The 22,480-nt window shown below is 59.8% G+C and carries 23 protein-coding genes; 9 read left to right on the top strand and 14 right to left on the bottom strand.

Features of this window, described 5'->3' with window-relative positions:
• The 4 genes from Q0J85_RS07475 to Q0J85_RS07460 all read left to right on the top strand — a co-directional run.
• The coding region (locus Q0J85_RS07475; protein WP_294479836.1) for a hypothetical protein at window positions 1–432 on the top strand (432 nt) is incomplete at its 5' end.
• Between the two features lie 15 nt (window positions 433–447).
• Window positions 448–1,212, top strand: coding sequence for a type II secretion system protein (locus tag Q0J85_RS07470; protein ID WP_294479834.1), 765 nt, complete (start codon window positions 448–450; stop codon window positions 1,210–1,212).
• A gap of 10 nt (window positions 1,213–1,222) precedes the next feature.
• Window positions 1,223–1,984, top strand: coding sequence for a type II secretion system protein (locus Q0J85_RS07465; protein WP_294479830.1), 762 nt, complete (start codon window positions 1,223–1,225; stop codon window positions 1,982–1,984).
• 15 nt (window positions 1,985–1,999) lie between these two features.
• Window positions 2,000–3,172, top strand: coding sequence for an SGNH/GDSL hydrolase family protein (locus Q0J85_RS07460; protein ID WP_294479827.1), 1,173 nt, complete (start codon window positions 2,000–2,002; stop codon window positions 3,170–3,172).
• Window positions 3,173–3,198: 26 nt separating this feature from the next.
• Here the strand turns inward: Q0J85_RS07460 and Q0J85_RS07455 are convergent, their stop codons facing one another.
• The 13 genes from Q0J85_RS07455 to Q0J85_RS07395 form a co-directional block, all read right to left on the bottom strand.
• Window positions 3,199–4,206 carry an ABC transporter permease gene (locus tag Q0J85_RS07455; RefSeq protein WP_294479824.1) on the bottom strand — a complete coding sequence of 336 codons (1,008 nt, stop codon included), beginning with the start codon at window positions 4,204–4,206 and terminating at the stop codon, window positions 3,199–3,201.
• 60 nt (window positions 4,207–4,266) lie between these two features.
• Window positions 4,267–5,751 (bottom strand): sugar ABC transporter ATP-binding protein, encoded by a 1,485-nt coding sequence (locus tag Q0J85_RS07450; RefSeq protein WP_294479821.1) that lies wholly within the window; start codon window positions 5,749–5,751, stop codon window positions 4,267–4,269.
• Between the two features lie 16 nt (window positions 5,752–5,767).
• Window positions 5,768–6,748 (bottom strand): substrate-binding domain-containing protein, encoded by a 981-nt coding sequence (locus Q0J85_RS07445; protein ID WP_294479819.1) that lies wholly within the window; start codon window positions 6,746–6,748, stop codon window positions 5,768–5,770.
• A 129-nt stretch (window positions 6,749–6,877) separates the two neighbouring features.
• Entirely contained in the window at window positions 6,878–7,201 is a 324-nt protein-coding gene (locus Q0J85_RS07440) for a 50S ribosome-binding protein YggL (protein WP_294479817.1), read from the bottom strand.
• A gap of 21 nt (window positions 7,202–7,222) precedes the next feature.
• On the bottom strand, window positions 7,223–9,001 hold the full coding sequence (locus tag Q0J85_RS07435; protein ID WP_294479815.1) for an ABC transporter ATP-binding protein: 1,779 nt from the start codon (window positions 8,999–9,001) through the stop codon (window positions 7,223–7,225).
• Between the two features lie 184 nt (window positions 9,002–9,185).
• A complete protein-coding gene (locus Q0J85_RS07430) occupies window positions 9,186–10,286 on the bottom strand; it encodes an ABC transporter ATP-binding protein (RefSeq protein ID WP_294479813.1) in 1,101 nt (366 codons plus the stop codon).
• Between the two features lie 221 nt (window positions 10,287–10,507).
• On the bottom strand, window positions 10,508–10,798 hold the full coding sequence (locus tag Q0J85_RS07425; protein WP_294479810.1) for a hypothetical protein: 291 nt from the start codon (window positions 10,796–10,798) through the stop codon (window positions 10,508–10,510).
• Between the two features lie 110 nt (window positions 10,799–10,908).
• Entirely contained in the window at window positions 10,909–12,759 is a 1,851-nt protein-coding gene (locus Q0J85_RS07420; protein WP_294479808.1) for a glycosyltransferase family 39 protein, read from the bottom strand.
• Window positions 12,759–13,325: a ribosome recycling factor gene (frr, locus tag Q0J85_RS07415; RefSeq protein ID WP_294479804.1), complete on the bottom strand. Its 567-nt coding sequence runs from the start codon at window positions 13,323–13,325 to the stop codon at window positions 12,759–12,761. The genes Q0J85_RS07420 and frr overlap by 1 nt, the downstream gene beginning before the upstream one ends.
• A 160-nt stretch (window positions 13,326–13,485) precedes the next feature.
• Complete coding sequence (locus Q0J85_RS07410) at window positions 13,486–13,614, bottom strand: hypothetical protein (protein WP_294479802.1); 129 nt, start codon at window positions 13,612–13,614, stop codon at window positions 13,486–13,488.
• Entirely contained in the window at window positions 13,608–13,901 is a 294-nt protein-coding gene (locus Q0J85_RS07405) for a hypothetical protein (RefSeq protein ID WP_294479800.1), read from the bottom strand. Before Q0J85_RS07405 ends, Q0J85_RS07410 begins: the two co-directional genes overlap by 7 nt.
• Window positions 13,902–13,963: 62 nt before the next feature.
• Window positions 13,964–15,664 carry a hypothetical protein gene (locus tag Q0J85_RS07400; protein WP_294479798.1) on the bottom strand — a complete coding sequence of 567 codons (1,701 nt, stop codon included), beginning with the start codon at window positions 15,662–15,664 and terminating at the stop codon, window positions 13,964–13,966.
• Complete coding sequence (locus Q0J85_RS07395) at window positions 15,625–16,194, bottom strand: cupin domain-containing protein (protein ID WP_294479796.1); 570 nt, start codon at window positions 16,192–16,194, stop codon at window positions 15,625–15,627. Before Q0J85_RS07395 ends, Q0J85_RS07400 begins: the two co-directional genes overlap by 40 nt.
• A 100-nt stretch (window positions 16,195–16,294) precedes the next feature.
• Here Q0J85_RS07395 and Q0J85_RS07390 point away from each other — a divergent pair, with 100 nt between their 5' ends.
• A complete protein-coding gene (locus tag Q0J85_RS07390) occupies window positions 16,295–17,377 on the top strand; it encodes a Gfo/Idh/MocA family oxidoreductase (RefSeq protein ID WP_294479793.1) in 1,083 nt (360 codons plus the stop codon).
• A gap of 28 nt (window positions 17,378–17,405) precedes the next feature.
• On the top strand, window positions 17,406–18,389 hold the full coding sequence (locus tag Q0J85_RS07385) for an alcohol dehydrogenase catalytic domain-containing protein (protein ID WP_294479791.1): 984 nt from the start codon (window positions 17,406–17,408) through the stop codon (window positions 18,387–18,389).
• Between the two features lie 30 nt (window positions 18,390–18,419).
• Here Q0J85_RS07385 and Q0J85_RS07380 read toward each other — a convergent pair whose 3' ends face one another.
• Window positions 18,420–19,037, bottom strand: a complete 618-nt coding sequence (locus Q0J85_RS07380) for a hypothetical protein (RefSeq protein ID WP_294479788.1) — start codon at window positions 19,035–19,037, stop codon at window positions 18,420–18,422.
• Between the two features lie 189 nt (window positions 19,038–19,226).
• Here Q0J85_RS07380 and Q0J85_RS07375 point away from each other — a divergent pair, with 189 nt between their 5' ends.
• The 3 genes from Q0J85_RS07375 to Q0J85_RS07365 are packed head-to-tail and all read left to right on the top strand — an operon-like array spanning window position 19,227 to window position 22,465.
• Window positions 19,227–19,889, top strand: a complete 663-nt coding sequence (locus tag Q0J85_RS07375) for a FadR/GntR family transcriptional regulator (protein WP_294479786.1) — start codon at window positions 19,227–19,229, stop codon at window positions 19,887–19,889.
• Window positions 19,890–19,893: 4 nt separating this feature from the next.
• Complete coding sequence (locus Q0J85_RS07370) at window positions 19,894–20,649, top strand: aldolase/citrate lyase family protein (protein WP_294479784.1); 756 nt, start codon at window positions 19,894–19,896, stop codon at window positions 20,647–20,649.
• A 28-nt stretch (window positions 20,650–20,677) separates the two neighbouring features.
• Window positions 20,678–22,465: an exo-alpha-sialidase gene (locus Q0J85_RS07365; RefSeq protein ID WP_294479782.1), complete on the top strand. Its 1,788-nt coding sequence runs from the start codon at window positions 20,678–20,680 to the stop codon at window positions 22,463–22,465.
• Window positions 22,466–22,480: the final 15 nt, after the last annotated feature.

Genomic DNA, 22,480 nt, shown 5'->3' with positions numbered 1-22,480 from the left:
GATCCCCACCTGCGCAATCTGTACGGACGATTCGGAAAGGCCGTGAAAGTCGACGGGCTGCTCGTCCGGGCGTTCCCCGGCTATCAGGAGATCCCCAATCAGGAAGTCCCCTGCTGCGTCTACGTCGTCACCGCAGACGGCATCACCGTCGCCCACAACGGCGACAATCAGAACCCGCAACCCTATGAGCTGCTTGAAAAAGCCCGGATCAAACCGGATGTGATGCTGGTCAACAGCTGGTCCGGATTCGCCCCCTGTCTCAAGGCGGGTCAACCGAAGCTCGCTCTCATCGGGCACGAGCACGAACTCAAACACAAGGTCTCGGGACGCGATCCCTGGGCCACGGTTTTCAAACGTATCACCGACGCCGGGCTCGCCACGCCGATCCGCGTGATCGATTGCGGCGAAAGCGTCAGTTACTCCAACAAATAAAGGAAAAGAGATGAAATGAAGAAACGTCGTTTTACATTAGTCGAACTTCTCATTGTCATTGCGATCATCGCAATTCTGGCCGGACTCCTGATGCCGGCACTCGGGATGGCGCGGGAAAAGGCGCGGGACACGGTCTGCAAGAGTCAGCTGCGTCAGCTCCATCAGGCGATGAACTTCTATTCCCGCGACAACGACGGCTGGGCGTGTCCCGCGCGCTTGAACGACAGCTCCGCCAGCGATGTGGTGGACTGGACGCACGCACTTTCCGTCTACGCCCCCGCCCGCGCTCTCTACTTCTGCCCGGTCGAAAAAGAGAGCGGCCCGAACGACTGGGTCGAGGAAAAACTGACCGGAAACCGTTCCGTAAGCTACGGCTTGAATTATTTCGCCTACGGTCTGGGCCCCTCGACCGACAAAAGCAATCTCCGGCAGCCGGCCAGAATGAGCGATCTGGCAGATGCGGCCAGACTCGGCGGCGGCAAAGGCATCATCATGTTCTCCGACTCCGCCCCGAAAACCGAAGCCGATTCCGCCCAATACGGTTACATGCTCAGCCCCTATGAAACGGTCCTCAATCACCACGTCTACACCGGACCCGGATCGGCCATCGCTCTGTTTAAACCCCGGCACCGGGAGGCCGTCAACAACGTCTACCACGACGGCCATGTCGACCAGGTCCCGGCGACGGCATTGATCGACCCCGATGAAAAATACGCGATTCCTTTCTCCATCCGCGGCTACTGGTATGTTTCGGTCAGTCCGCTTGAACTTGCAAAGTAAAGGATTTCCTATGAAACTTCAGAAATTTACATTGATCGAACTCCTTGTTGTTGTAGCGATCATCGCAGTTCTTCTGGCGATGCTGCTGCCGGCGCTGGCGAAAGCGGAAACCCGGGGCAAAGACGCAACCTGCCGCAACAATCTCAAACAACAGGGACTTGCGTTCCACATGTACATCACGGACAACGCCGACTGGGTGGCCCCGGTTCGAGTCAACGCAAACGGCGGCTCCGGCTCCAATGTCCGTGACTGGGCACATCTGATGCAGGAGGCGTATCTGCAGCAGAAACAGCTGTTCTTCTGCCCGCTGGAGAGCCGCTGCGAGTGGACCGAATCAGGCTCGACGGGCAACCGCAGCATCGGTTACGGGCTGAACTACTATTTGTGGGGGCTCACGACCGACCGTTCCAGCGCCAATTTGCGCCATCCCGTGAAATTCACGGTCGCCTCCCGGTACATCCGCGGCAACGGCGGCATCGTTCTGGGAGATTCGGCCGTGCTGAAACGCTGGAACGGAGTTTACGGCGGCGGCGCGGCCCAGTACGGTTACATGATCGACACCTACAACCACGAAAAAGCCATCATCCGCAGAGACGGACGCGACATGAACGGCGGTGCGACCTATGCACTCGTCGACCCCCGACATGACAACGCGGTGAACTATCTGCTTTCCGACGGTCACGTCGTCCGCAAGAGCGTGGCGCAGATCCGGGAAGATGACGGGTTCGCCCTCCCCTATTCGGTGCGCGGAAAATTCTACACCGCATTCTGACCCGGGAGTCACGCGATGAAATTCAATCCGTTGAACGCACTGTTCGGAAGCGTCGTCGCGGCGCTTTTCTGCGGCATAAGTCTGTTCGCGGCGGAGTCCGCGCTCGACCTCGACCCGAATATGAAACTCAAACCGGAAAACACCGACGGCCTGAAATATCTGATCCCGGCGGAAAAGCCGTTGCGTTTAAGCGGCTTCTGCTGGTACGACACGGATCATGTCTACCGGCGACTGCCGCTCAGACCGGACGGGAAACTCAGCCGCGGCGTGGAACTGCTCGCGTGGAACACCGCCGGAGGACAGGTTGCGTTCCGCTCCGATACCGGCCGGATCGTTCTGAAAGTGAAAATGCGTTCCAACAACGTCATGTATCACATGGCCCAGACCGGAACCGCCGGATTCGATCTCTATGCCGGCCCCCCCGGCAGACAGCGTTTTTTCGGGGTCACCCGCTTCCCGGCAGGCGCGAAAGAGTATACGGCCCGGCTCTTTCAGGGGGAACGCCGCATGCGCGACTTCACGATCAACTTCCCCTTGTATGCCGGAGTTGACCAGGTGTTCATCGGTGTCGACGCCGATGCGGAAGTGGAAGCCCCGCCCGCCTGGGAAGACGATCGTCCGATCGTGATCTACGGAACTTCCATCACACAGGGAGGATGTGCCTCCCGCCCCGGCATGGCCTACACCAACCTGCTGAGCCGCCGCCTGAATCGCCCGGTGGTCAATCTCGGATTTTCGGGCAACGGCAAAGGCGAACCGGAAGTCGCCGCCGAAATCGCAAAAATAGAAAATCCTGCCTGCTTCATACTCGATTACGAGGCGAATGTCCACCAGGCAAAACGGATGCGGAATACCCTCACCCCGTTCATCGGCATTCTGCGGAAAAACCATCCGGACGTGCCGATTCTGATTCTGAGCAAGGTGCGTTACGCATACGAGGGGCGCGATCTCGAACGGGGAAACGATCTTCCCCGCCCGAAATCAGTTCAGGCAATCCAGGCGGAGGAACACGCTGCATTTGAAAAGCTCAGTCGAGAAGACGCCAATCTCCACTTCCTGTCCGGGGACGACCTGCTCGGAGCGGATTTCGACGAATGTTCCGTGGACGGTGTTCATCCGACCGATCTGGGATTCTACCGCATGGCGGAAAAGCTCGAACCGGCAATTCGGCAACTTCTGCGGAAATAGTCTCCGGATCTCCCGGGAGAACCCGATCAGTTTCCGGTATTTTCCCGGGCGATGTCGGCGTGCTGCGACTCCCATCGGTCTCCCGCCAGCGCCGCGAGCACCAGAACGCCGACCGTCACCATCTGCCAGTAGATCGAGATGTCCAGCATCGTCATTCCACTGCGCAGTACGCCGACCAGCAGCACCCCGATGAGACTGCCCGCCATCGTGCCGCGTCCGCCCGAGGGAGAGGCTCCGCCGATCAGCACCGCGGCAATCACATCGAGCTCCAGCCCGATCCCCGCCGAAAACGGATACGCTCCGCTCGCGCGGCTCATCCGGATCAGCCCGGCGACACCGACCAGCACGCCGCAGAGCGTGTAAACCACAACCCGCAAACGGGTGATGTCGATCCCGACATGCAGCGCGGTCCTCGGACTCGAGCCGAGCGCCCGGATATACCGCCCGAACGTCGTATACTGCAGCAGGAATCCCCCGGCCAGCAACACGGCGAAAAACAGCACCACAGCCGCGGGAATTCCGAGCACGTTCCCGACATCGAGCCAGTTGCAGTCGGAGGTCATCGCCGGGCGGCCGTCATTGATGAGCAGCGAACCGCCGCGAAACACCACCATCGTCCCGAGAGTTGCGAGGAACGGAGCGATTTTCAGCCGCGCGATCAGCTCCCCGTTCAGAAATCCGCAGAAACCCGCTACGGCAATTCCGCAGAGCGCCCCGCCCAGCATCGGCAGAAGCCCCAGCGAAACATATTCGCCGTTCGCAATCATCGCCATGTCCGCTCCCGAGAAAAGCAACATCGACACGGCCGTCACCATCGCCGACAGCGACAGCATCGCCCCTACCGAGAGATCGATTCCGCCGATGATGATCACGAACGTCATTCCCACTGCGGCGATTCCCGTCACCGACGACACCCGCAGGATGTTCACCAGATTCCGGAGCGCCAGAAAACGCTCCGGCGCCAGCGCACTGAACAGCGCGAACACGAACACCAGCGCGCAAAATGGAAACAGTTGTCTGCTGTAAAATTTCATTCTCCCCTGCCCCGGTTGTATGATTGATCGTTCTGCGTCCTCATCCGTTTTCTCCCTGCCTTACAATCCATCCACTGCGGCGAGTCCCATGACCTCTTCGCGCGAGACCTCTTTCGTTTTCAGATCCCCGACCATCCTGCCGTTGCGCATGACGAGAATCCGGTCAGTCATGCCGAACAGTTCCGACAGATTCGAGGAAATCAGCAGAATCGTCCGTCCACGCCGCACAAAATGGGTCATCAACTCGTAAATCTCCCGGCGCGATTCGACGTCGACCCCGCGCGTCGGCTCATCCAGCACCAGAAGCCGGATATCCGACATCAGCCAGCGCCCGATCAGAATCTTGCGCATCGTACCGGCCGGCAGGCGACCGGCGGGTGTCCGCGGCGACGGCCACTCCAGCCGGAGGTATCTCCCGATCCCCTCCCCCAGACGCAGCTCCCGGCGGCGGGGAATCCAGCAGCGCATTCCGAACCTCCGGTAATTCGGCAGAAGCAGATTCGCCGCCCCCGACAGCGATGGGATGATTCCGCTGTAAGAACGATCGTCCGGAACCAGCGCGATCCGGTGCGCAACGGCACCAACCGGCGAATCGAGCGCCACTTTGTTCCCGTCGAGAAAGAATTCCCCCTCCGCAAGCGGTGTCGCCCCGGTGATCAGCTCCGCGGTTTCACTCCGCCCCGAACCGACCAGACCGGCCAGTCCGACGATTTCGCCGCGATGCAGCCGGAACGACACCTTGCGAACCCGCCCGGCCCGGTCGGAGATCTCCCTCGCCTCGAAAAACACCTCCCCGGGAATGTTGTTCCGCTCCGGGAACAGCTCCTCCGGAGCGCTCCCGGTCATCAACCGGACCACCCGGTCCGCATTCACCGCCGATCGAGCCCCCGAATAGACGTTCACGCCGTCGCGCAGAACCGTCACCTCGTCGGCAATTCTCAGGACTTCGTCGAGCCGGTGCGAGATGTACACGATCGTCATTCCGGAGTTGCGCAATCCCCGGATGATCGCGAACAGCTCCTGCGTCTCGCGCGGGGAGAGCGACGCGGTCGGCTCGTCCATGATCAGGACCTGCGCGCGGCGGTTCAGGGCTTTCAGCACTTCAACCTGCTGCCGTTTCGCCGGCGTCAGCTCCGCGACGATCGTATCGGGCTTGAGCATGAAGCCGTGACTGTCGATCATGTCATCGGTCTCATGGCGCATCCGCTCCGAGTCGAGCATCCGGGGAATTTTCCCGCCGAGCAGCCGCTCCGCCCCGAGAAAGATGTTTTCCGCAACCGTCAGATCCGGCGCGAGATCGGACTCCTGATACAGCATCGAAATCCCCGCGCGAACCGCCTCCGCCGGTGACGAAAACGCGACCTCCCTCCCCTGCACCTCGATCCGTCCGGAATCGGGGCGGTAGACCCCCGCGAGAATTTTCGAGAGCACCGATTTGCCGGCGCCGTTCTCCCCGCAGAGCGCATGCACCGTTCCGGGGCGCGCGGCAAACGAAACGTCGCGCAGCGCACAGACCGCACCGAACCGTTTCGATATGTCAACCATCTCAAATCCGTACATCTCACAACCCCAGTGCCGCCGGAAATTTTCGTTTCATCCGCTCGAGATTCCTCCGGGTCACGACAAACACCGGAATCGCCGTAAACACCTCGCCCTGGCGATTTTCGAGTGCATCGAGCGCGCGGCGGACACCGCGGCGGCCGATCTCGAACGGATTCTGCACGATCAGCGCCTCAATCCCGCCGTCAGCCAGACTCCCGACCAGCAATGCGGAAGAATCAAATCCGACGAATTTCACTTTCCGGGCATGGTACTCTCTCTGCAAGGCCCGGCAGACCCCCTCCGAAGTCTCGAGATTGACCGCAAATACGGCTGCGGTATCCGGATGGCGGGCCAGAAGTTCGGCCGTCTGCGCCCGGTAATCCATCAGAGAGGTTTCGGCATAGGGCGACTGCACAACCCGGATTTCCGGATAGTCGTCCGCCATGGCCGCGGCGAATCCCCGCGCCCGTTCCTCGGTCGACTCGGAATTTCTCAGATGATTGATGACCAGAACCTTTCCTCTGCCGTCGATCGCCGTGGCCAGAAGCCGGGCCGCAAGCTCCCCCGCCCGATAGTTGTCCGTCGCGACCAGCGGGAGCTGCCCCGTTTCCGCAAGCGGAGAATCGATCAATACACATGGAATCCGGGCAGCCGCCTCTTCGACCGGACGGCTCAATGCCAGAGAGTCGTTCGGCGCAATCACGACCGCGGCGGAACGACGCGCGAGCGCATGCTCGAGAAAGATGATCTGGCTGATATGATCACTCTCCAGGGCCGGACCGTTCCATACCACCCGGTACGGCGTTCCCTGGGCCCCCGCGAGCGCGCCGAGACGAACCTGATTCCACCAGGAGTTCTCCACCGCTTTCGGAATCACCGCGATGATGCGTTCCGACGACGGCTCACTCCCCCGCAGACTCGCGAGTTTGCGCACGAGCCCCGCGGAAAACAGCGCCGCGGATAAAAGCAGAATTCCGATGGCAATCCAACCGCGTCTCATCTTTTCCGCCCCCCCCTCCCGTCCATACAGTAACGCCGTACCGGGGAAATAGCAAATCCATTCGGCAGGATTTTCGGTCAAAAAAAAAGCCGGAGCCATTTTCAGCCCCGGCGGAAATCTCGATTCCGGTTACAGATTGTTGTGCCAGGCGTCGACGAGTTCCCCCGCCTCGACGTTCCGGATTCCCGGCAGCCCCTTGACGAACTCGACCGCCTGATTCCGGCGATTCTCCTCATCCGTACCCGGACGCCCGGTGTTGAGCAGCACATCGAAATCACTGAAATCAAAATATCCCGACACATCCATCCCGAGCTCTTCAAACTTGTCCATCAACTGATCGGCAAAGTTGCAGAGCGACTCCATATCCGGCTTCTCCTCGTACTCGGCGGTCAGGACAAATCCAAGTTCCCGGAACTCCCCGCGGTGGGTTTTCTTACGCAGACGTTTTTTCATGATTTCTTCTCCATTCTGCCGCTATTGAGCGGCGGTAAATTTGCGGTTCATCTCCGCATAAATTCCATTGAGTGCAACAAGCTCCCGATGATTTCCGATCTCGGCGATCCGGCCGTTCTGCATCACCACAATGCGATCCGCGTCGCGGACGGTCGAAAGACGGTGCGCCACGATGAAGGTCGTACGCCCCTTGACCAGATGATCGAGAGCACTCTTGATCTGGCTCTCGGATTCGACGTCGAGCGCGCTGGTCGCCTCGTCGAGAATCAGCACACGCGGATTGCGCAGCAGCGCCCGCGCAATCGCAATCCTCTGTTTCTGGCCGCCGGAGAGACGCGCCCCGTTCTCCCGCACCTGCGTATCGAGCCCCTCCGGCAGCGTATCGATGAAGTCCATCAAATCCGCACTGCGGACCGCGTCCATAAGCTCGAACTCCGTCGGCTGAACCCCGTAGCAGATGTTCTCGCGGATCGTCCCGTCAAAGAGCAGCGTCTCCTGCGTCACAACCGAGATGAACGTCCGGTAACTGCGCAAATCAAGCGTATTCATATCCCGCCCGTCCAGCAGCAGCCGCCCGCTCGTGGGACGCACAAACCCGATCACGAGATGTGCCATCGTCGACTTCCCGGCACCGGAAGAGCCGACCAGCGCGATGGTCTCCCCCTCCCGCACATGCAGATTGATGTTTTCCAGCGCATGCTTGTCGTTGCCGGGGTATGAAAAACAGACGTTCTCGAAAACGAAATCGCCTTTCACCTCCGTCACCTGCGGCTTGTTTTCGTTGAGCTCGATATCCGGACACTCCAGCACTTCGCCGACAGAACGGACCGACTCGAGCCCTTTCGTGATCGCCGGAATGCAGTTCATCGCCTGCATCACCATCGTCGTGATCGAGCTGAAGTAGCCGGTCAGCAGCACAATGTCGCCGACCCCGATCTTGAGCCACTCTTTCTGATAGAGGAATGCGATGAAGATCAGCGTGCACAGATTGAACAGCATCAGCAGCACCCAGTTCACCGACCCGAAGATCGAGTTGATGAGGTCAACCTGCAGTCCCGTGTGGCGGATCTGATCGAGTTTCCGGTTGACCCGGTCGATCTCGATGTCTTCGACGTGGTGCGCGCGCGTGATCGGAATCAGCCGGATCATCTCGGTCACGCGGCCGGACATGTCCTCGATGCTCTGCCGGAAAGCCCGGTTGCTGTCCCGGATTCGTTTGCGGATCGCCACGAAGAGCACCACCGCCAGCGGCACCGCCGCCAGATAGAACAGCACGAAGATCGGCGCCTTGAACAGCGTGACGATCACCGCGATCACCACCGTACAGATGATGTGCGGCGCCGTGTCGAGCAGCATCCGGGTCATGTTCTCGATGCTCTCGACATCGCGCGTGACCTTGTTCTGCAGCGACCCGATCTTCGTCTGCGTATGGTACGGAATCGACAGATGCTGAAGCCGCGTGCAGAGCGCCGAACGCAGACTCATCTCCACCGCCCGGCACGGCACACTCATCAGCCGCACGTAGAGCATGTGTGTCGGGATATTCTGCACGATCACCACAAAGCCGATCGCCAGGATCTCCCACAACCGTCCGAAAATCTGCTCCTGCGGCAGCGTCCGGTTCGTGATGAGGTTGATCACCTCCGCCGTCAAAATCGGAATCAGAAAGACCGGCGCGGCTTTCACCAGATACATGATCCAGACCAGCACAAAGCGCCCTTTCCATTCGGAATAGAAGCTGATGTAGTTCTGCAGCGGACCGCGGTTGCGGTATTGACGATGAAGCAGTTCTCTTCTCATAATTTTACCGGAAACAGTTTTCAAAAAGAGAGGATACGGCCCGGATGGCCGTATCCGCAGATCATGCACCGGGAGGAAATTCCATTACAATCCCGGTCAGGCCGCGACAGATGTGGAACTCTCTCCGAAAAAGCGAAACCGGAACTCTTTTCTCCGCGAACCGGCTCCGCCCCTCCGGCGATGCTCAGATGATGGCTTTTTCAGTTTCCCCATCGAAAACGTGGGCTTTCGGCAGCAGCACCGCCAGACTTTCGAGCTCTCCAACCCGCAGACGCTTGTGCGGATCGACGCGTGCGATGAACGTATTCTCCCCCGTGTTCAAATAGACGTAGGTTTCCGAGCCCATCGGCTCGACCACTTCGATCTTCGCATTCACACGCGGCATGCCCGGAGTCCGTTCGGCCTCATCGGTGCCGATGTCTTCCGGCCGGACACCGAACGTGACTTTCTTGTCGACGTAAGGCTCGAGTTTGGCTTTCCACTCTTCCGGAATGGCGAATTCAAAACCGGGTTCGACGAAACAGAGTTTGCCGTCTTTCTTCACGATGACGCCGTCGAAGAAGTTCATCGGCGGCGTTCCGATGAATCCGGCCACGAACTTGTTGCACGGATTGTCGTAGAGTTCAATCGGTTCGGCCACCTGCTGAATCACACCGTCTTTCATGACGCAGATGCGGTCGCCCATGGTCATGGCCTCCGTCTGGTCGTGCGTCACGTAGATCATCGTGCTCTCGAGGTGCTGGTGCAGTTTCGAGATCTCGGTGCGCATCTGAACGCGCATCTTCGCGTCGAGGTTCGACAGCGGCTCGTCGAAGAGAAACGCTTTCGGCTTGCGCACGATCGCGCGGCCGACCGCCACGCGCTGGCGCTGACCGCCGGAGAGCTGTTTCGGACGACGGTCGAGATACTCCTCAAGCCCCAGAATCTTCGCCGCTTCCATCACGCGGTACTGGATATCCTCCTTGGAGAAGTTGCGCAGCTTCAGACCGAACGCCATATTGTCGTAAACCGACATGTGCGGATAAAGCGCGTAGTTCTGAAACACCATCGCAATGTCGCGGTCTTTCGGCGCGACGTTGTTGACCACCCGGTCCCCGATTTTGATCGTTCCTTTCGAGATGTCCTCAAGTCCGGCGACCATGCGCAGCGTAGTCGACTTCCCGCAGCCCGAGGGGCCGACGAGAACCATGAACTCGCGGTCGCGGATCTCGAGATTGACATCCCGCACGGCGGTCACCGTGCCGTCGTAGATCTTGTAGACGTGCTCCAGAATCACTTCTGCCATTGTTTTACCTGCTTTCCCTTACGGTCCGCGACGCCGGAGCAGCCTCTGACGACCTGCGGGTGACTCCAGTTCCACTCGAACCGGCCCGTCTCCGGGCACATCCGGACCATTTGCCATTTTCGCAATATAGAACCGCATTCCGGGGATTGCAAGCCGCTCCGCCTTTTTTTCAGCAGAAAAAAAGCCGCCTCCGAAACCGGGGCGGCTCTGAGAGCGGGGAATCAGAACTCCTCCTCTTCCTCGTCGTCGAATTCCTCGTCGTCGAATTCCTCGTCAAGATCCTCATCGTCAAACGCATCGTCATCGAAGTCGCCGCGATCGAAGATATCATCGTCATCATCGAACTCATCATAGAGATCGTCGTTCTCGAGCTCGTCATCATAATCCGGATCCTCTCCGAGGAACGACGAGGACGCGCTGATGACAGAACCGCATTCGGGACAGCAGCCGTCCTCGGCCTCAATCGCGCTCTCGCTAACTTCAATATTGCAATAGGGACAAATTGTAGCCATACCACAGCCTCCTTCTTAGGGTCAGTTCCTCCGGTACTATATTGACTCTTTGTGATTTGTCAAATCCCAAAACGGAAAAAAACGCATTTTCTTTGCCTCCCGGCGGAGAATCAGGTTCCGGAGGTCTCATAAAGACGCATGATCCACTCTCCCGCGAGCGGCGCGCCCCCCAGTTCAGACCGCCCGTAGTCGCGCTGCGCATCGTAAAACAGCCAGTGTTCCCCCGTGAATCCGACGATTTCGATCGAAAATCCGCCATTTCGCGGAGTCACCGGGAAACGCAGCTTTACGAATCCGGGCTTCTCCGCCTGATACGTCCGCAGAACCCCGTTCACCCGATAGCGGATCCGCCCCGGTTTTCCGGTCAGAACGGTCCACTCCACTTCGCCAGGAGCAGTGAAGTTCGCAAACTGTTTATCGAGTTTCAACCCGGGTTTCATCTCGACCATCTCCCAGCCGCCGAACGTCATCGGTCCGTGGTCAAGCCGGTAGGGCGTGCCGCCGAACTTCACCTCAACCCCGTCCGGACGGAACCAGCGCGCGAGCGACGACTCCAGACGGGTCCGATAGAAGTCGTAACTCGAACTCACGATCCAGAACATCGCGATGAACACCCCTCCCCCGTAGAGCAGAAGCTGCCGCCGCTTTTCCGGCGCGTGTCTCCAGCGCCGCAGAAACCATGCGGCGAATCCACCGGCCGCCACCGCGACCAGCGGCAGAATCGGCGCCCGGAATCGCGACAGAATGTAAAAGAGCGCCGTCGCCGCCCAGTAGATCGCCACAAAATAGATGAGCAGCCAGAGTTTGACCTCTCTCCGCCGATACGCCCGCACCACCGCCAGCACGAGACCGGCCAGCCCGAACGGCAGCAGCACGAGACTCCGCCCCGGCAGCAGCCAGCGCAGAATCCGACTCGCCTCGCCCTCCCCGTAGAGCGAAACGTTGTTCGGAATCTCCCGGTAATCCCAGAAGAGCAGCAGCTTCCGGAACTGCAGTTCAAAAAACGCCCCCGGCTCCCGGCACATCATCTCGAACATCTGCTCAGGAACACTCACGCCCTCTCCGGCAAGCGCCATCATCCGACTGTACGCTTCAGGGTACTCCATCGGTCCGGCCGGCAGGCCGGGATTGCGTCCGCCCGCGGGGGCCTCCGGCGAATTCCCGAGCGCGAGCACCGCGTCCGCCGCAGTCGAGGGGCCGGAGAGCTTCCCGGTTTCGCATGTGTTGTGAATGATGAACGGCATCTGCACGAGATATGCAGCCGCCAGCAGCAGCGCGCATCCCGCGGCAACGCGCGGTAACCGGACTTTCCGCCGCAAACCGGACCAGGCCGCCGCAGCGACGATTCCCGGGAGGAACAGCACGATATTCCCGCGCGTGAGAATCGCGATTCCGGCGACGAGACCGACTGCGCTCCACCGCCGGAGAGTCCAGCATTCACACGCGCGCAGCGACAGATAAAAGAGCAGTGTCAGGTTGAACGCCTGCAGCGTCTCATTCTGATGGAACGGCGTGTACAGCAGCAGCGGCGTGGAAATCGCGACGAACCCCGCCGCCACCATTCCCGCCGTCCGGCCGAAAAGCCGCGCCGCGGCAAGTCCTGCAAACCAGCTCGTCCCCGCCCCGAGCAGAGACTGGATGAAAATCACAAACCCGGTCGAGCCGCCCGACAGCCAGTAGCAGACCGGCAGAAACACCGCATAGTAGAACGGCTGATAGTAGAACGGACCGGAATATTCCCCCGCGGCGATCTCCCGCCCGAGCTTCATGTAGGTCGCCAGATCCGTAAATACCGACGGAGTGTAAACGCTGTTGTGCCCGCCGTTCATCGCGCCGAGTTCAGCCCAGACCCCGAGCCGCAGCAGCAGCGCGCACCCCGCGATCCCGCCGAGAATCAGCAAAAAACCGCGGCCGGAACGAATCCCGGCAGCGGCACGCTGGTTGGACGAAGATTCCGCCATCAGACGGTCATGAGCTCCTTTTCCTTGTTCGCAAGCTCTTTGTCGAGAGAAGCGATGTAACGGTCGGTGAGCTTCTGGATATCGTCGAGCATCTTCTTGAGTTCATCTTCGGTAAAGACCCCGTCTTTCTGGGCCTTCTTGGCGACTTCGTTGCCGTCCCGGCGGATGTTGCGCAGCGCGACCTTCGCCTCTTCCACGAATCCTTTCGCCTGTTTCGCGAGCGCGACGCGGCGATCCTGGCTGAGCTCCGGAATCGGCAGTTTGATGTGCGTTCCGTCATTCATCGGCGTGATTCCGATATTCGAAGCGAGAATCGCTTTCTCGACCGCACCCAGCGAACTCTTGTCCCACGGCTGGATCACGAGCAGCCGCGGTTCGGGCGTGGTGATTCCGGCGAGTTCCTTGAGCCGGGTCGGGGTGCCGTAATACTCGACCGTGATGTTTTCAACCAGCGACGGAGACGCTTTCCCCGTGCGGATGGTTTTGAAATTACCGATGAGAGACTCTTCCGTCTTCATCATATGTTCTTCGAGTTCGTCCATAAGGTTGGTCGGATCAAGCTGCATGGTTCCCTCCCAAGTGTTAAATACGCTTTTTCGCTTCCGTCGGGTAAAATAGCAACCCTTTCCGTAAAATGCAAATAAGAAAACGGCCGAATCGGTGAAAATTCGACCGTTTTTTTCATTTGAACTTCCCGCGCGGCGGGGAAACCCTCCCGCCGGGAGCTCAAGGCAGCAGAATCAGACGGTCGACGCTCTGACTGTCGTTTCCGCGCAGATAGAGCCGGTCGAACTGCCTGAACTCCGCATCGCGGGCGGAAACGGCCGTCTTCCCGTCCACGCGGACCGTCAGCACCCCGTCCGCCAGCTGAAACTCGAAACGGGCGGGACATCCGAGAGCGCCGGATGACCGGACGGGCCCTCCGCCAGAACCGTACCGCCGTTCCCCCAGTCGAGGGGTTGATCTCCGTTGAGTTTGACGATCTGCACCATGCCGGTACCGCCGGCCTGATCCGGATTGACCGAATCCCAGGCGACGCCGTACCCCCGTATCCCGGCCTTATCGGTGAGCCAGACGATGATCTTGCGCTGATAGCTGCTGTGACTCACATCGAACGAGAGCCGGAAACGCCCCTGCGTCAACGTCGGAGTCAGATCCCGGTGAATCAGCGTATTGCCCAGCCGCAGCCGTCCGGAGAGCTGTTTCAGCTCGACTTCTCCACTTCGACGCCGCCTCCGCGCCAGGCGTCGGAACGCGCGCAGTTGTCGGCGATGACCGCGCCGGGGATTTCCAGTTCCGGCTCCCGGAGGGCGGCATTGCCTCCCGACCGGTCGAAAAACTCGTAATTCGGAGCGGCGTAAAGCACCGGACTGCCCCAGTTTCCGGCGGCATCGCGGGCGCGCAGCCAGAAGAAATGGGCTCCTGGCGTAGTGATGGTCTCATCCGGAAGAGTGATGTAAAAGCGTTTGATCTTCCCATCGGCGTCGACGTTCTCCGCGCGGGTGATGACCCGCTCCTCCCGGGGAGCTCCGAGCAGCGAGATCTGTCCAAGCCGGGCTCCGCCCGCCTGCAGCTTCAACGGCTGCGAGAGATCAGCCGGACGCGGCACGACTGCGACCGCGGTCTGCCAGCCGTTCCAGTTCTCCGACGGCAGCGCGGAGGAACGGGGGGATGCGGTGAAATCCAGCGTCATCTCCGGCTGAACGTTCCCTTTCGGTTCGCGCAGCAGCACCGGTTCCCGGTTTCTGAGAACGGTTTTCACGCTCTGCAGCGGCTTCTCCGGATTGAAAGCCCAGGCGACGCCGACGGCGAACTGCTCCGGCAGTTCCGTGCCGGCCGGCAACTTGAACTCGACATTCGGCTCCAGCAGCGGAACCGCGTATCCCGGCGTAAAACCGAACACGTTCGCGAGCTGCACGCCCGCCGGAAGCGGCGGAGCCTCAAGCGATCCCGAAGCCTTTTCGCCCGCGCCCCGGGGGGCTTTCCAGAAGAGATCCCCCTCCGGAACGACCTCGAGACCGGTCACCTCTCCGGCGCTGTCCCGCACCGTCACGATCAGCGACCCGCCCCGGACATGCGTACGCTCGATGCGTTCGATCAGCGGGCCGGCGCCGTCGCCGTAACCGAGCTTCTCCCAGATGGTCGGGTGCACCGCCTCTTTCGGCGGGGGCGGCGGCGGCACGAATTCGATTCCTTTGAGATGGGCGATCACTTTGCAATAGGTGTACGGGTCGCCCGCAAACCCGTCGACATCCCAGCCGGGCTCGAAGTTCGCCCCCTCCTCCCAGTCGTTCCAGCTTGAAAGCATGATGAAGTCGGGCTTTGACTTCAGGCTGTCCAGAAGCGTGGTTTCCAGCGTCCGCCCGTCCATGCCGTACTGCGCGACTCCGGTCTGGCGCCAGGGCTGCCCGGTCCCGTCGAATTTCGGATACTGCATATCCGTGATCTTCTTTCCGAATTTGCGGCCGTTTGCAAAAATCACCGCGGGATCCTGCTCCTTGAGCATCCATTCCCGCGTGGTGCGGTTGCGCCGATGAATGTTTGCGCCGTCGATGATCATCGACAGCTGCGGGACAACGCCGAATTTCGCCACCGGCCCGAACATCGCCCAGCAGACCCCGCCCGTGGCACGATCGACTTCCGCGCACATGCGCTCGAGCTCCTGCGCCGAAATCTCCCAGCCGAATGTCTGAAAATAGTAGACCGGCTTGCCGTCGATTTTGTAAAAACCGGGATGAGAACCGTATTTTTTGATGAATTCGGTGATCCGCCGGATCGACACATCGATCTTCTGCGCCGGACTGCCACCGCGGAACGCGACCTCATCCATGAAAAAGATCGGGAACTTCTCCTCGGCCGCGACGTTCAGCGCGGTCTCGATGATGTTGCGACGCTCCTCCTGCACAAAACCGATTCCCGTATTCCATTCCGGATGACCAATGCCCGGATTTCCGAAGCGAATCCCGCCGGCTCGTTCAGACGCGCCTCGACAATCGCCCGGATCAGCGGGGCGACGCCGGGAAAACGCGCCTCGTCGATCACATTCGGAAACGACTCCCCGCAGAACGACGCCGTCTCGAGCCGTTCATCCCGCTCGTTGACGTAACCCGCAAGCAGTGCCGCCGGATCGAGATTCAGAAACATCCAGCGGGTCTTCCCGCCCGGACTGCTCATCATGACATGCACTTCCCGGTTGTTGATGAGAACCGCATTCCCCGCCCGAAACGGCAGGATTTTATCCTCCACAAGAAAAAGCCCCTCCCCCGAATAGCAGAATTCCAGCTCGAGACAGTCGTGAATGTGCGGCGGAACATCCGAAACCTCCCCCCGGATATTCACGTCCACTTCCGAAACCGGAAAGTCCGACGACAGACGAATGGGGGCGAATTTCGATTCCGACTCCGGAATTGCACCGCTTTTTGATTGAAAACGCATAGTTTCTTTCCTGATTTGCGGTTGAATGTTTCTTTTCGATGTAATATAATAATAGCAAGAAAAAAATCAACCGCCGAAATCCGGCAGGGAGGATTCCGCAATGACAGTGAGGGTGGGTCTGGTCGGGGCCGGCAGCATGGCGCAATACCACATTGCCGGCTGCCGGAACGCGGGAGCGGCGATTACCGCCGTCACCGACCGGAACGAAGAGAGCGGGCGCCCTCTGGCGCAAAAGCTCAATGCCCGGTTCTTCCCCGACCTGACCGCAATGCTTGCGTCCGGGCTGGTTGATGCGGTTATCATTCTGACTCCGAACCGTTTTCATGCTCCGATGACGTTGGAGGCGCTCGCGGCCGGAGTCCATGTTTTCTGTGAAAAACCTCCCGCCATCACCGCGGAGGAAACCGTGGCGATGCGCGACGCCGCCCGCAGTGCGGACAGGACGTTAATGTTCAATCTGAACAACCGCGCCCGGGCCGATGTGCGCGCGATCGTCGATTTCCTGAAAGCGGGCAAGGCGGGGCGCGTCAATTCCGCTCAGGCGGTCTGGATCCGGCGAACCGGCATACCGGGATTCGGCGGCTGGTTCACCACCCGGGAGCTCGCGGGCGGCGGGCCGCTGATCGATCTGCTTCACATGCTGGATCTGGCGCTCTGCTTCCTCGGAGAGCCCGAGCCGGACTGCGTGCTGGCCCAAACCTTTGACGACTTCATCTCGAACCCGGATTTCAGGGGGCCGTGGGGTGCGGCCCGGATGGACGGCATCACCGATGTGGAAAACGCCTGCCACGGATTCGTCCGTTTCAAAACCGGACAGGTGCTGACGCTGCGCTGCTCCTGGGCGGAGATGATCCGGGCGGAAGAGATCTCCGTCTCCTTTCAGGGGACCCGGGCCGGGGGAATGCTCCATCGAACGTTCGAGGTCGACGGCGATGAAACAACGACCCGGGATCTGTGCGAACTCTACTGGCAGGATGGAGCCAGACCGGTCAACCGCGAAATCGAATTCGCCAGAGAAGAATCGATGGGGCGAATCGAATCCGCCGAAAATTTCATCCGCGTCCTGAAAGGCGAAGCCGAACCGCTCAATACGCCCGATGACGCGGTCAAACTCATGAAGATCATCGATGCCGCCTACCGCTCCGCCGCAACCGGAGCCCCGGTATTCGTGGAAACTGTCTGACATACCCCCCAGCAATCAGGAGATCAAAATGAAACAAGTCGTCATGGTCGGACCGCGCAAAAGCAAAGTCGTGGACGTTCCGGTTCCGGAAATCAACGACAACCAGCTGCTCGTGAGAGTCACCTACACCGGGATGTGCCATTCGGAGTGGTATCCCTGGACCATCGCCCAGCCGGGGGAACTCTTCGGCCATGAATCGGTCGGCGTGGTCGCCCGCTGCGGCCGGAACGTCACCGGATTCCGGGAGGGAGACCGGGTCACCGGCCTCGGCGGCGGCGGCCTGCGCGAATTCATCGTCATGGAGCCGGAGAAAGTCGTTCACGTGCCGGACAACCTCAAAGACGAGGACGCGATCGTCGAACCGCTCGCCTGCCTCCTGAGCGCGGCGGTCAAGATGCCGCTCACGACGCTGGGGGATTCCGTCGCGGTCGTCGGCTGCGGCTACATGGGGCTCGGGATGATCTCGCTCTTCAAGGCGATGGGATACGGCGACATCATCGGAGTGGATCTCCGCCGGGAGGCGCTGGACAACGCGCTCCGTTTCGGAGCGACGGAGGTCTATCTGCCCGGGGAACTTCCGGAAGAGTACATTCTCGACTGGAAAGCGATCGGCGCGCCCGACCTGAAACGCGACGGCCATAAGACCGACATTTTCGGGATCGGATTTCCGAACGTGATGGAGTTCACAGGAACTGAAAGCGGATTGAAACTCGCGGGCGAAATGGTCTGCGCCCACGGCAGGATGGGAATCGGCGGCTACCACAATGACTCTCTGCGCACGATCGATTACAAGCTCTGGAATTTCAAGGCGATGGATACGATCAACTGCCACGAGCGCCGGATCATGTACGAAGCCGGACTCTGCGGCCGGATCATGAAGCTGCTCTCGCGCGGAATCTGGAAGTTCACGGGCGTGACGAATCACATCTATTCCCTGGAAGAGTTCGACAAAGGCATGGAGGACATGGAGCTGCACCGGAACGGCTTCATCAAAGGCGCCGTCAAGTGCTGACCCGTCTTCCGCCGCTCCCGGGGGAGAACGTCAAAACCGCTCGTCTTCCCCGTCCGCAGCCGCCCGCCGGCGAAGCCCGCGCAGCACCATCCATGCGATTCCGAATATGGAAAGAAAACAGCACAAATAGCCGAAAGACGCCGTGACGGCGGCGATTCCCTCCGCACAACTCAGACAGCCGAAACGGTCGAAGAGCCAGTTCCAGTCGTGAATCGTTTCCCCCTCCCCTGCGAAAGGCGACACGAGAGTCAGTTCCAGTCGTCGCGCGTCCGCCATGTAGACGGAAACATCCAGTACGGAAAACCCGAACCATCCAAGCATCACCGCCAAAGGAGGGTACTCTCCGCGCCAGGCGAACTGAATCGCTCCGACAACCGGGGCAAGAACCTGAAACAACGTCCCGGCAAGCAGATGGATCGTCAGCGGGAAACGGCCCGAAGAAAAAAAGAAGTGGCCGATCTCGTGGATCGGGCCGTGAATCACCCAGAAGAGCGATGTGTAAGCGCCCCCGTCTTCCGCCGTCAGATAACGGATCGTCGCGTAGATGAAATAGCAGCCGATTCCACCATAAAGCATCGCCGCCGGACCGCTCACACTCCACGACGGTTTGCCGTCAAACCGCCCTTTCCCGCCCAAAAAATTCCACATGCCGGAAACTCCGCTCACTCTTTCCCGGCGGCCCCGTTTTCATCCGGTTCCGCTTCTGACCCGGTAACATAACATGCCCCTTGAGCAATTGCAATTCTCTCCCCCCGTGAAAAAAACAAAAAACATTCGAAACAGTGCTTGCAATTTGTTTAACAAAGTATATATTCATGTCGAACAAAGGAGATCATTATGGCCGGAATCGAACTGCTCAGACGTTTTGAAAACTACCTGATCCGGGGGAAATACCGCCCGGGAGACCGGATTCCGGGGGAGCAGGAACTTGCAACGCATTTCGGAGTTTCGCGCGGGACGATGCGGGAAGCGATCGCCTGCTGCGTAAGCCGGGGACTGCTGGAACGACGGACCAGCCGCGGAACGGTTCTGCGGCTGCCGACATCGGAGGAAATCGCCCTGGATTTCTCGTTTCAGCTGCGGCTGCTGAACTGCGGAGTAACGGAGGTCAACTCCTGCCGGAAAATGCTCGAATCGGCGATCGCCCCGGCGGTGGTGCAGTTCGCGACGCCGCAGCGAATCGATGAACTGACCAGTTTGAACCGGCAGATGCTGGCTGCCCGCTCAACGCCGCGCCAGGCGGATGAAATCGATCTGGAGTTTCATCGAATGCTCTTCGATACCGCGGGTAACCGCCTGATCAAACTCTTTGCGGAGATCGTTTCGCTGCAGTTTGAAGAGCGGTTGCGCCCCCCGTTCCGTGACAGTGACGCGGTCGCATTTTCCGCCTCGGAACACCAGCAGATGATCGACGCGATCGTCGCAAAAAAAGCCGAAACCCTCGCCGAAATCCTCTCCCGCCACACCGGGAGAATCACTGCACAGGAACATCAGGAGTAACAACATGAAAATCAACAATCTGGAACACTTTCTTTCCGTCACTGATTCGGGGAAAACCGCGACCGGAATCGTCATCACGTCGCACGACGCGTCGATTTCGGAACTCGCTGCGGACTGCGGCTGCGACTTTGTCTGGATCGACATGGAGCATTCGCCTCTGACCATCGTCGATGCGATGCACCACGTCATGGCACTCCGCGGCACGAATTGCGCCCCTTTCGTACGGGTGGCCTGGAATCTGCCTTATCTGCTCAAACCGGTACTTGATCTGGCTCCAGCAGCGGTGATTGTGCCGATGGTGAACAACGCCCGGGATGCGGAGGCGGCCGTCCGCGCCTGCCGGTATCCGGTCGACGGCGGCGAGCGCGGCTTTGCAACGCGGCGCGCCACCGGTTATGACCGCGATCCGCTCGCCGGATATCTGGAACTTTCCCGGCAAGAACCGCGGGTCTTCGTGCAGATCGAGCACCGTGAAGCCGTTCGCAATATCGACGACATTCTGAAAGTCGAAGGAATCGGAGGAGTCTGCCTCGGTCCCTGTGATCTCTCGGCCTCCTACGGAAAAACCGGTTGTTTCGACGATCCGGAGGTCTCCGATGCAATCGATCTCGTTCGGGAAAAAACGCTCGCAGCCGGAGTGCTGCTCGGAGGATTCTGCGCCGGTCCGTTCTGGAGCGACCGTTTCATGAACTGGAAGGCGATCGGCAGCGACGTGAGCATTCTCGCGGCCGCCACCCGGCGGCTGATCGGAAAAAAGTAACCATCTCAGCACAAAACGAAAAGGAACCATGATGCAGATCACACCGTTTTTCCGCACCATCCACGCACCGGTTGTAACGGGGGTTCCCCCCGCCAATCCTCACCGTGATTTCATGAAGATGCCGGATGGCGAACTGCGCCATTACGGAATGCGCGCTTTCCGTGAAAACGGAAAAATTTCGCTCACCCGTCTGGTTGCCAAAAGCGATGACTGCGGCCTCAACTGGCGCGAGGAGATTTTGACATCTCCGACCGTCGGCGCCATGGTAAAGAGTCCCTGGAGCGGGGAGTATATCACGATCCTGTACTGCAAAAGGCAGGATCCGAACAGCGAGATCATTGATCTGGACGCCTTTTACGATGCGACGGAACAATGTCCGGAAGAGGGAGTCTGGTGTTTCCGTGCAGCCACTCCGGAAGGACCGTTCCGCATGACCAGAATCTGTCCGGAAGTGCTGCATATACAGCGGCAGCCGCTGGCCTTGCGAAACCGGAAACGGTGGGTTCAGACATTCCAGTACTGGTGCGAAGACGGATTTCTGCATCCGGGGGTATTGATCTCCGATGACGACGGAGCCAGCTGGACACGGCAGATTCTGCCGTACCCCCCGCTGCACGAAATCGCCTGGCCGCACAAGGGATACCGCTGGCGGCAACCGGGTTCCGAGCCGGTCGTTGCGGAGACGCCGTCGGGCGAGCTCATCATGCTGCTCCGCACCTCGCAGGACAAACATTACTGGATGTTCTCAAGGGACGCTGGCGACACCTGGAGCGCGCCGGAACCCTCTCCTTTCTACAGTGTGGCGACCATGCCGAATCTGGTGACGCTCTCCGACGGACGCATGGTGGCGGTCTGGAACAACACCACACCGCTGCCGGAAACCGACCACCGTCAGCAGCCGATTCTGCAGCAGCATGAGATCGACGGCCTGAGCGAGGACGTGTTCACGAACCGCGACGCACTGCACGCGGCGATTTCCGAAGACGGCGGACGCAGCTGGATCGGATTCCGTGAAATTCATCTGAACGAATGCCGCAACGACGGCGACTTCCGCAGCAGCGGCGGTTCCTTTGACTCGATCGACAAGAGCGTCCACCAGAACGAGTTGATCGAACTGCCGGAAAACAAGGTGATCATCGCATTCGGTCAGCATGCACGCTGCCGGAAGTTCGTTATTTTCGACCTTGATTTTCTCTATGACCGGGAACGTTCCGACGATTTCGTAAAAGGGCTTGACAACTGGTCGCTGCAGTTGTATTACCGGAGTATATACGGCAATTACAGGGGAATTACGGGTCACTGTTCCTTCAATCGTCGCCAGGGAGCGGCGTTGATTCCGCATCCGGACGGGATTCCTCGCGAGGTGCTCCAGATCGGGCGTCATCCCGACAGCCGTCTGCTGAGTGAAAAAGAGGGGGCGGTCTGGAATTTTCCGGCCGCGCAGCAGGGGGAACTGACGTTGAAACTGCGGCTGGAACGCAACTCCGCCGGAGTCCGCATCCTGTTGACCGACCGCTGGTTCAACCCGTCAGATCCGGTGGCGGAACACTTTGCCGCATTCCGATTCGACCTCGATGACGCGGGACGGCTCAATGAAGTTCCTGCATTCAAGCCCGGCGAATGGGCGGAACTGCGCATCCGCTGGAACCAGGAGGCGGGGAAAGCGATCTGCCTGCTCAACGGAGAGGAGGTACTGCAAACTTCCGCGCAAACCGCGACGGACAACGCCGTCTGCTATCTCCATTTGCAGAGTCTGGCGGAAACCGCCGATCCATTCGGGGTTCTGCTGGAATCCGTCTCCATGCGGGCGGAATAGAGCGTATCCATGACA

It is taken from the genome of uncultured Victivallis sp., from assembly GCA_944389935.1.
Lineage (GTDB): Bacteria > Verrucomicrobiota > Lentisphaeria > Victivallales > Victivallaceae > Victivallis.
Note: the sequence above shows the minus strand (reverse complement) of the source record. Positions and strands in the feature narration are given on the sequence as shown.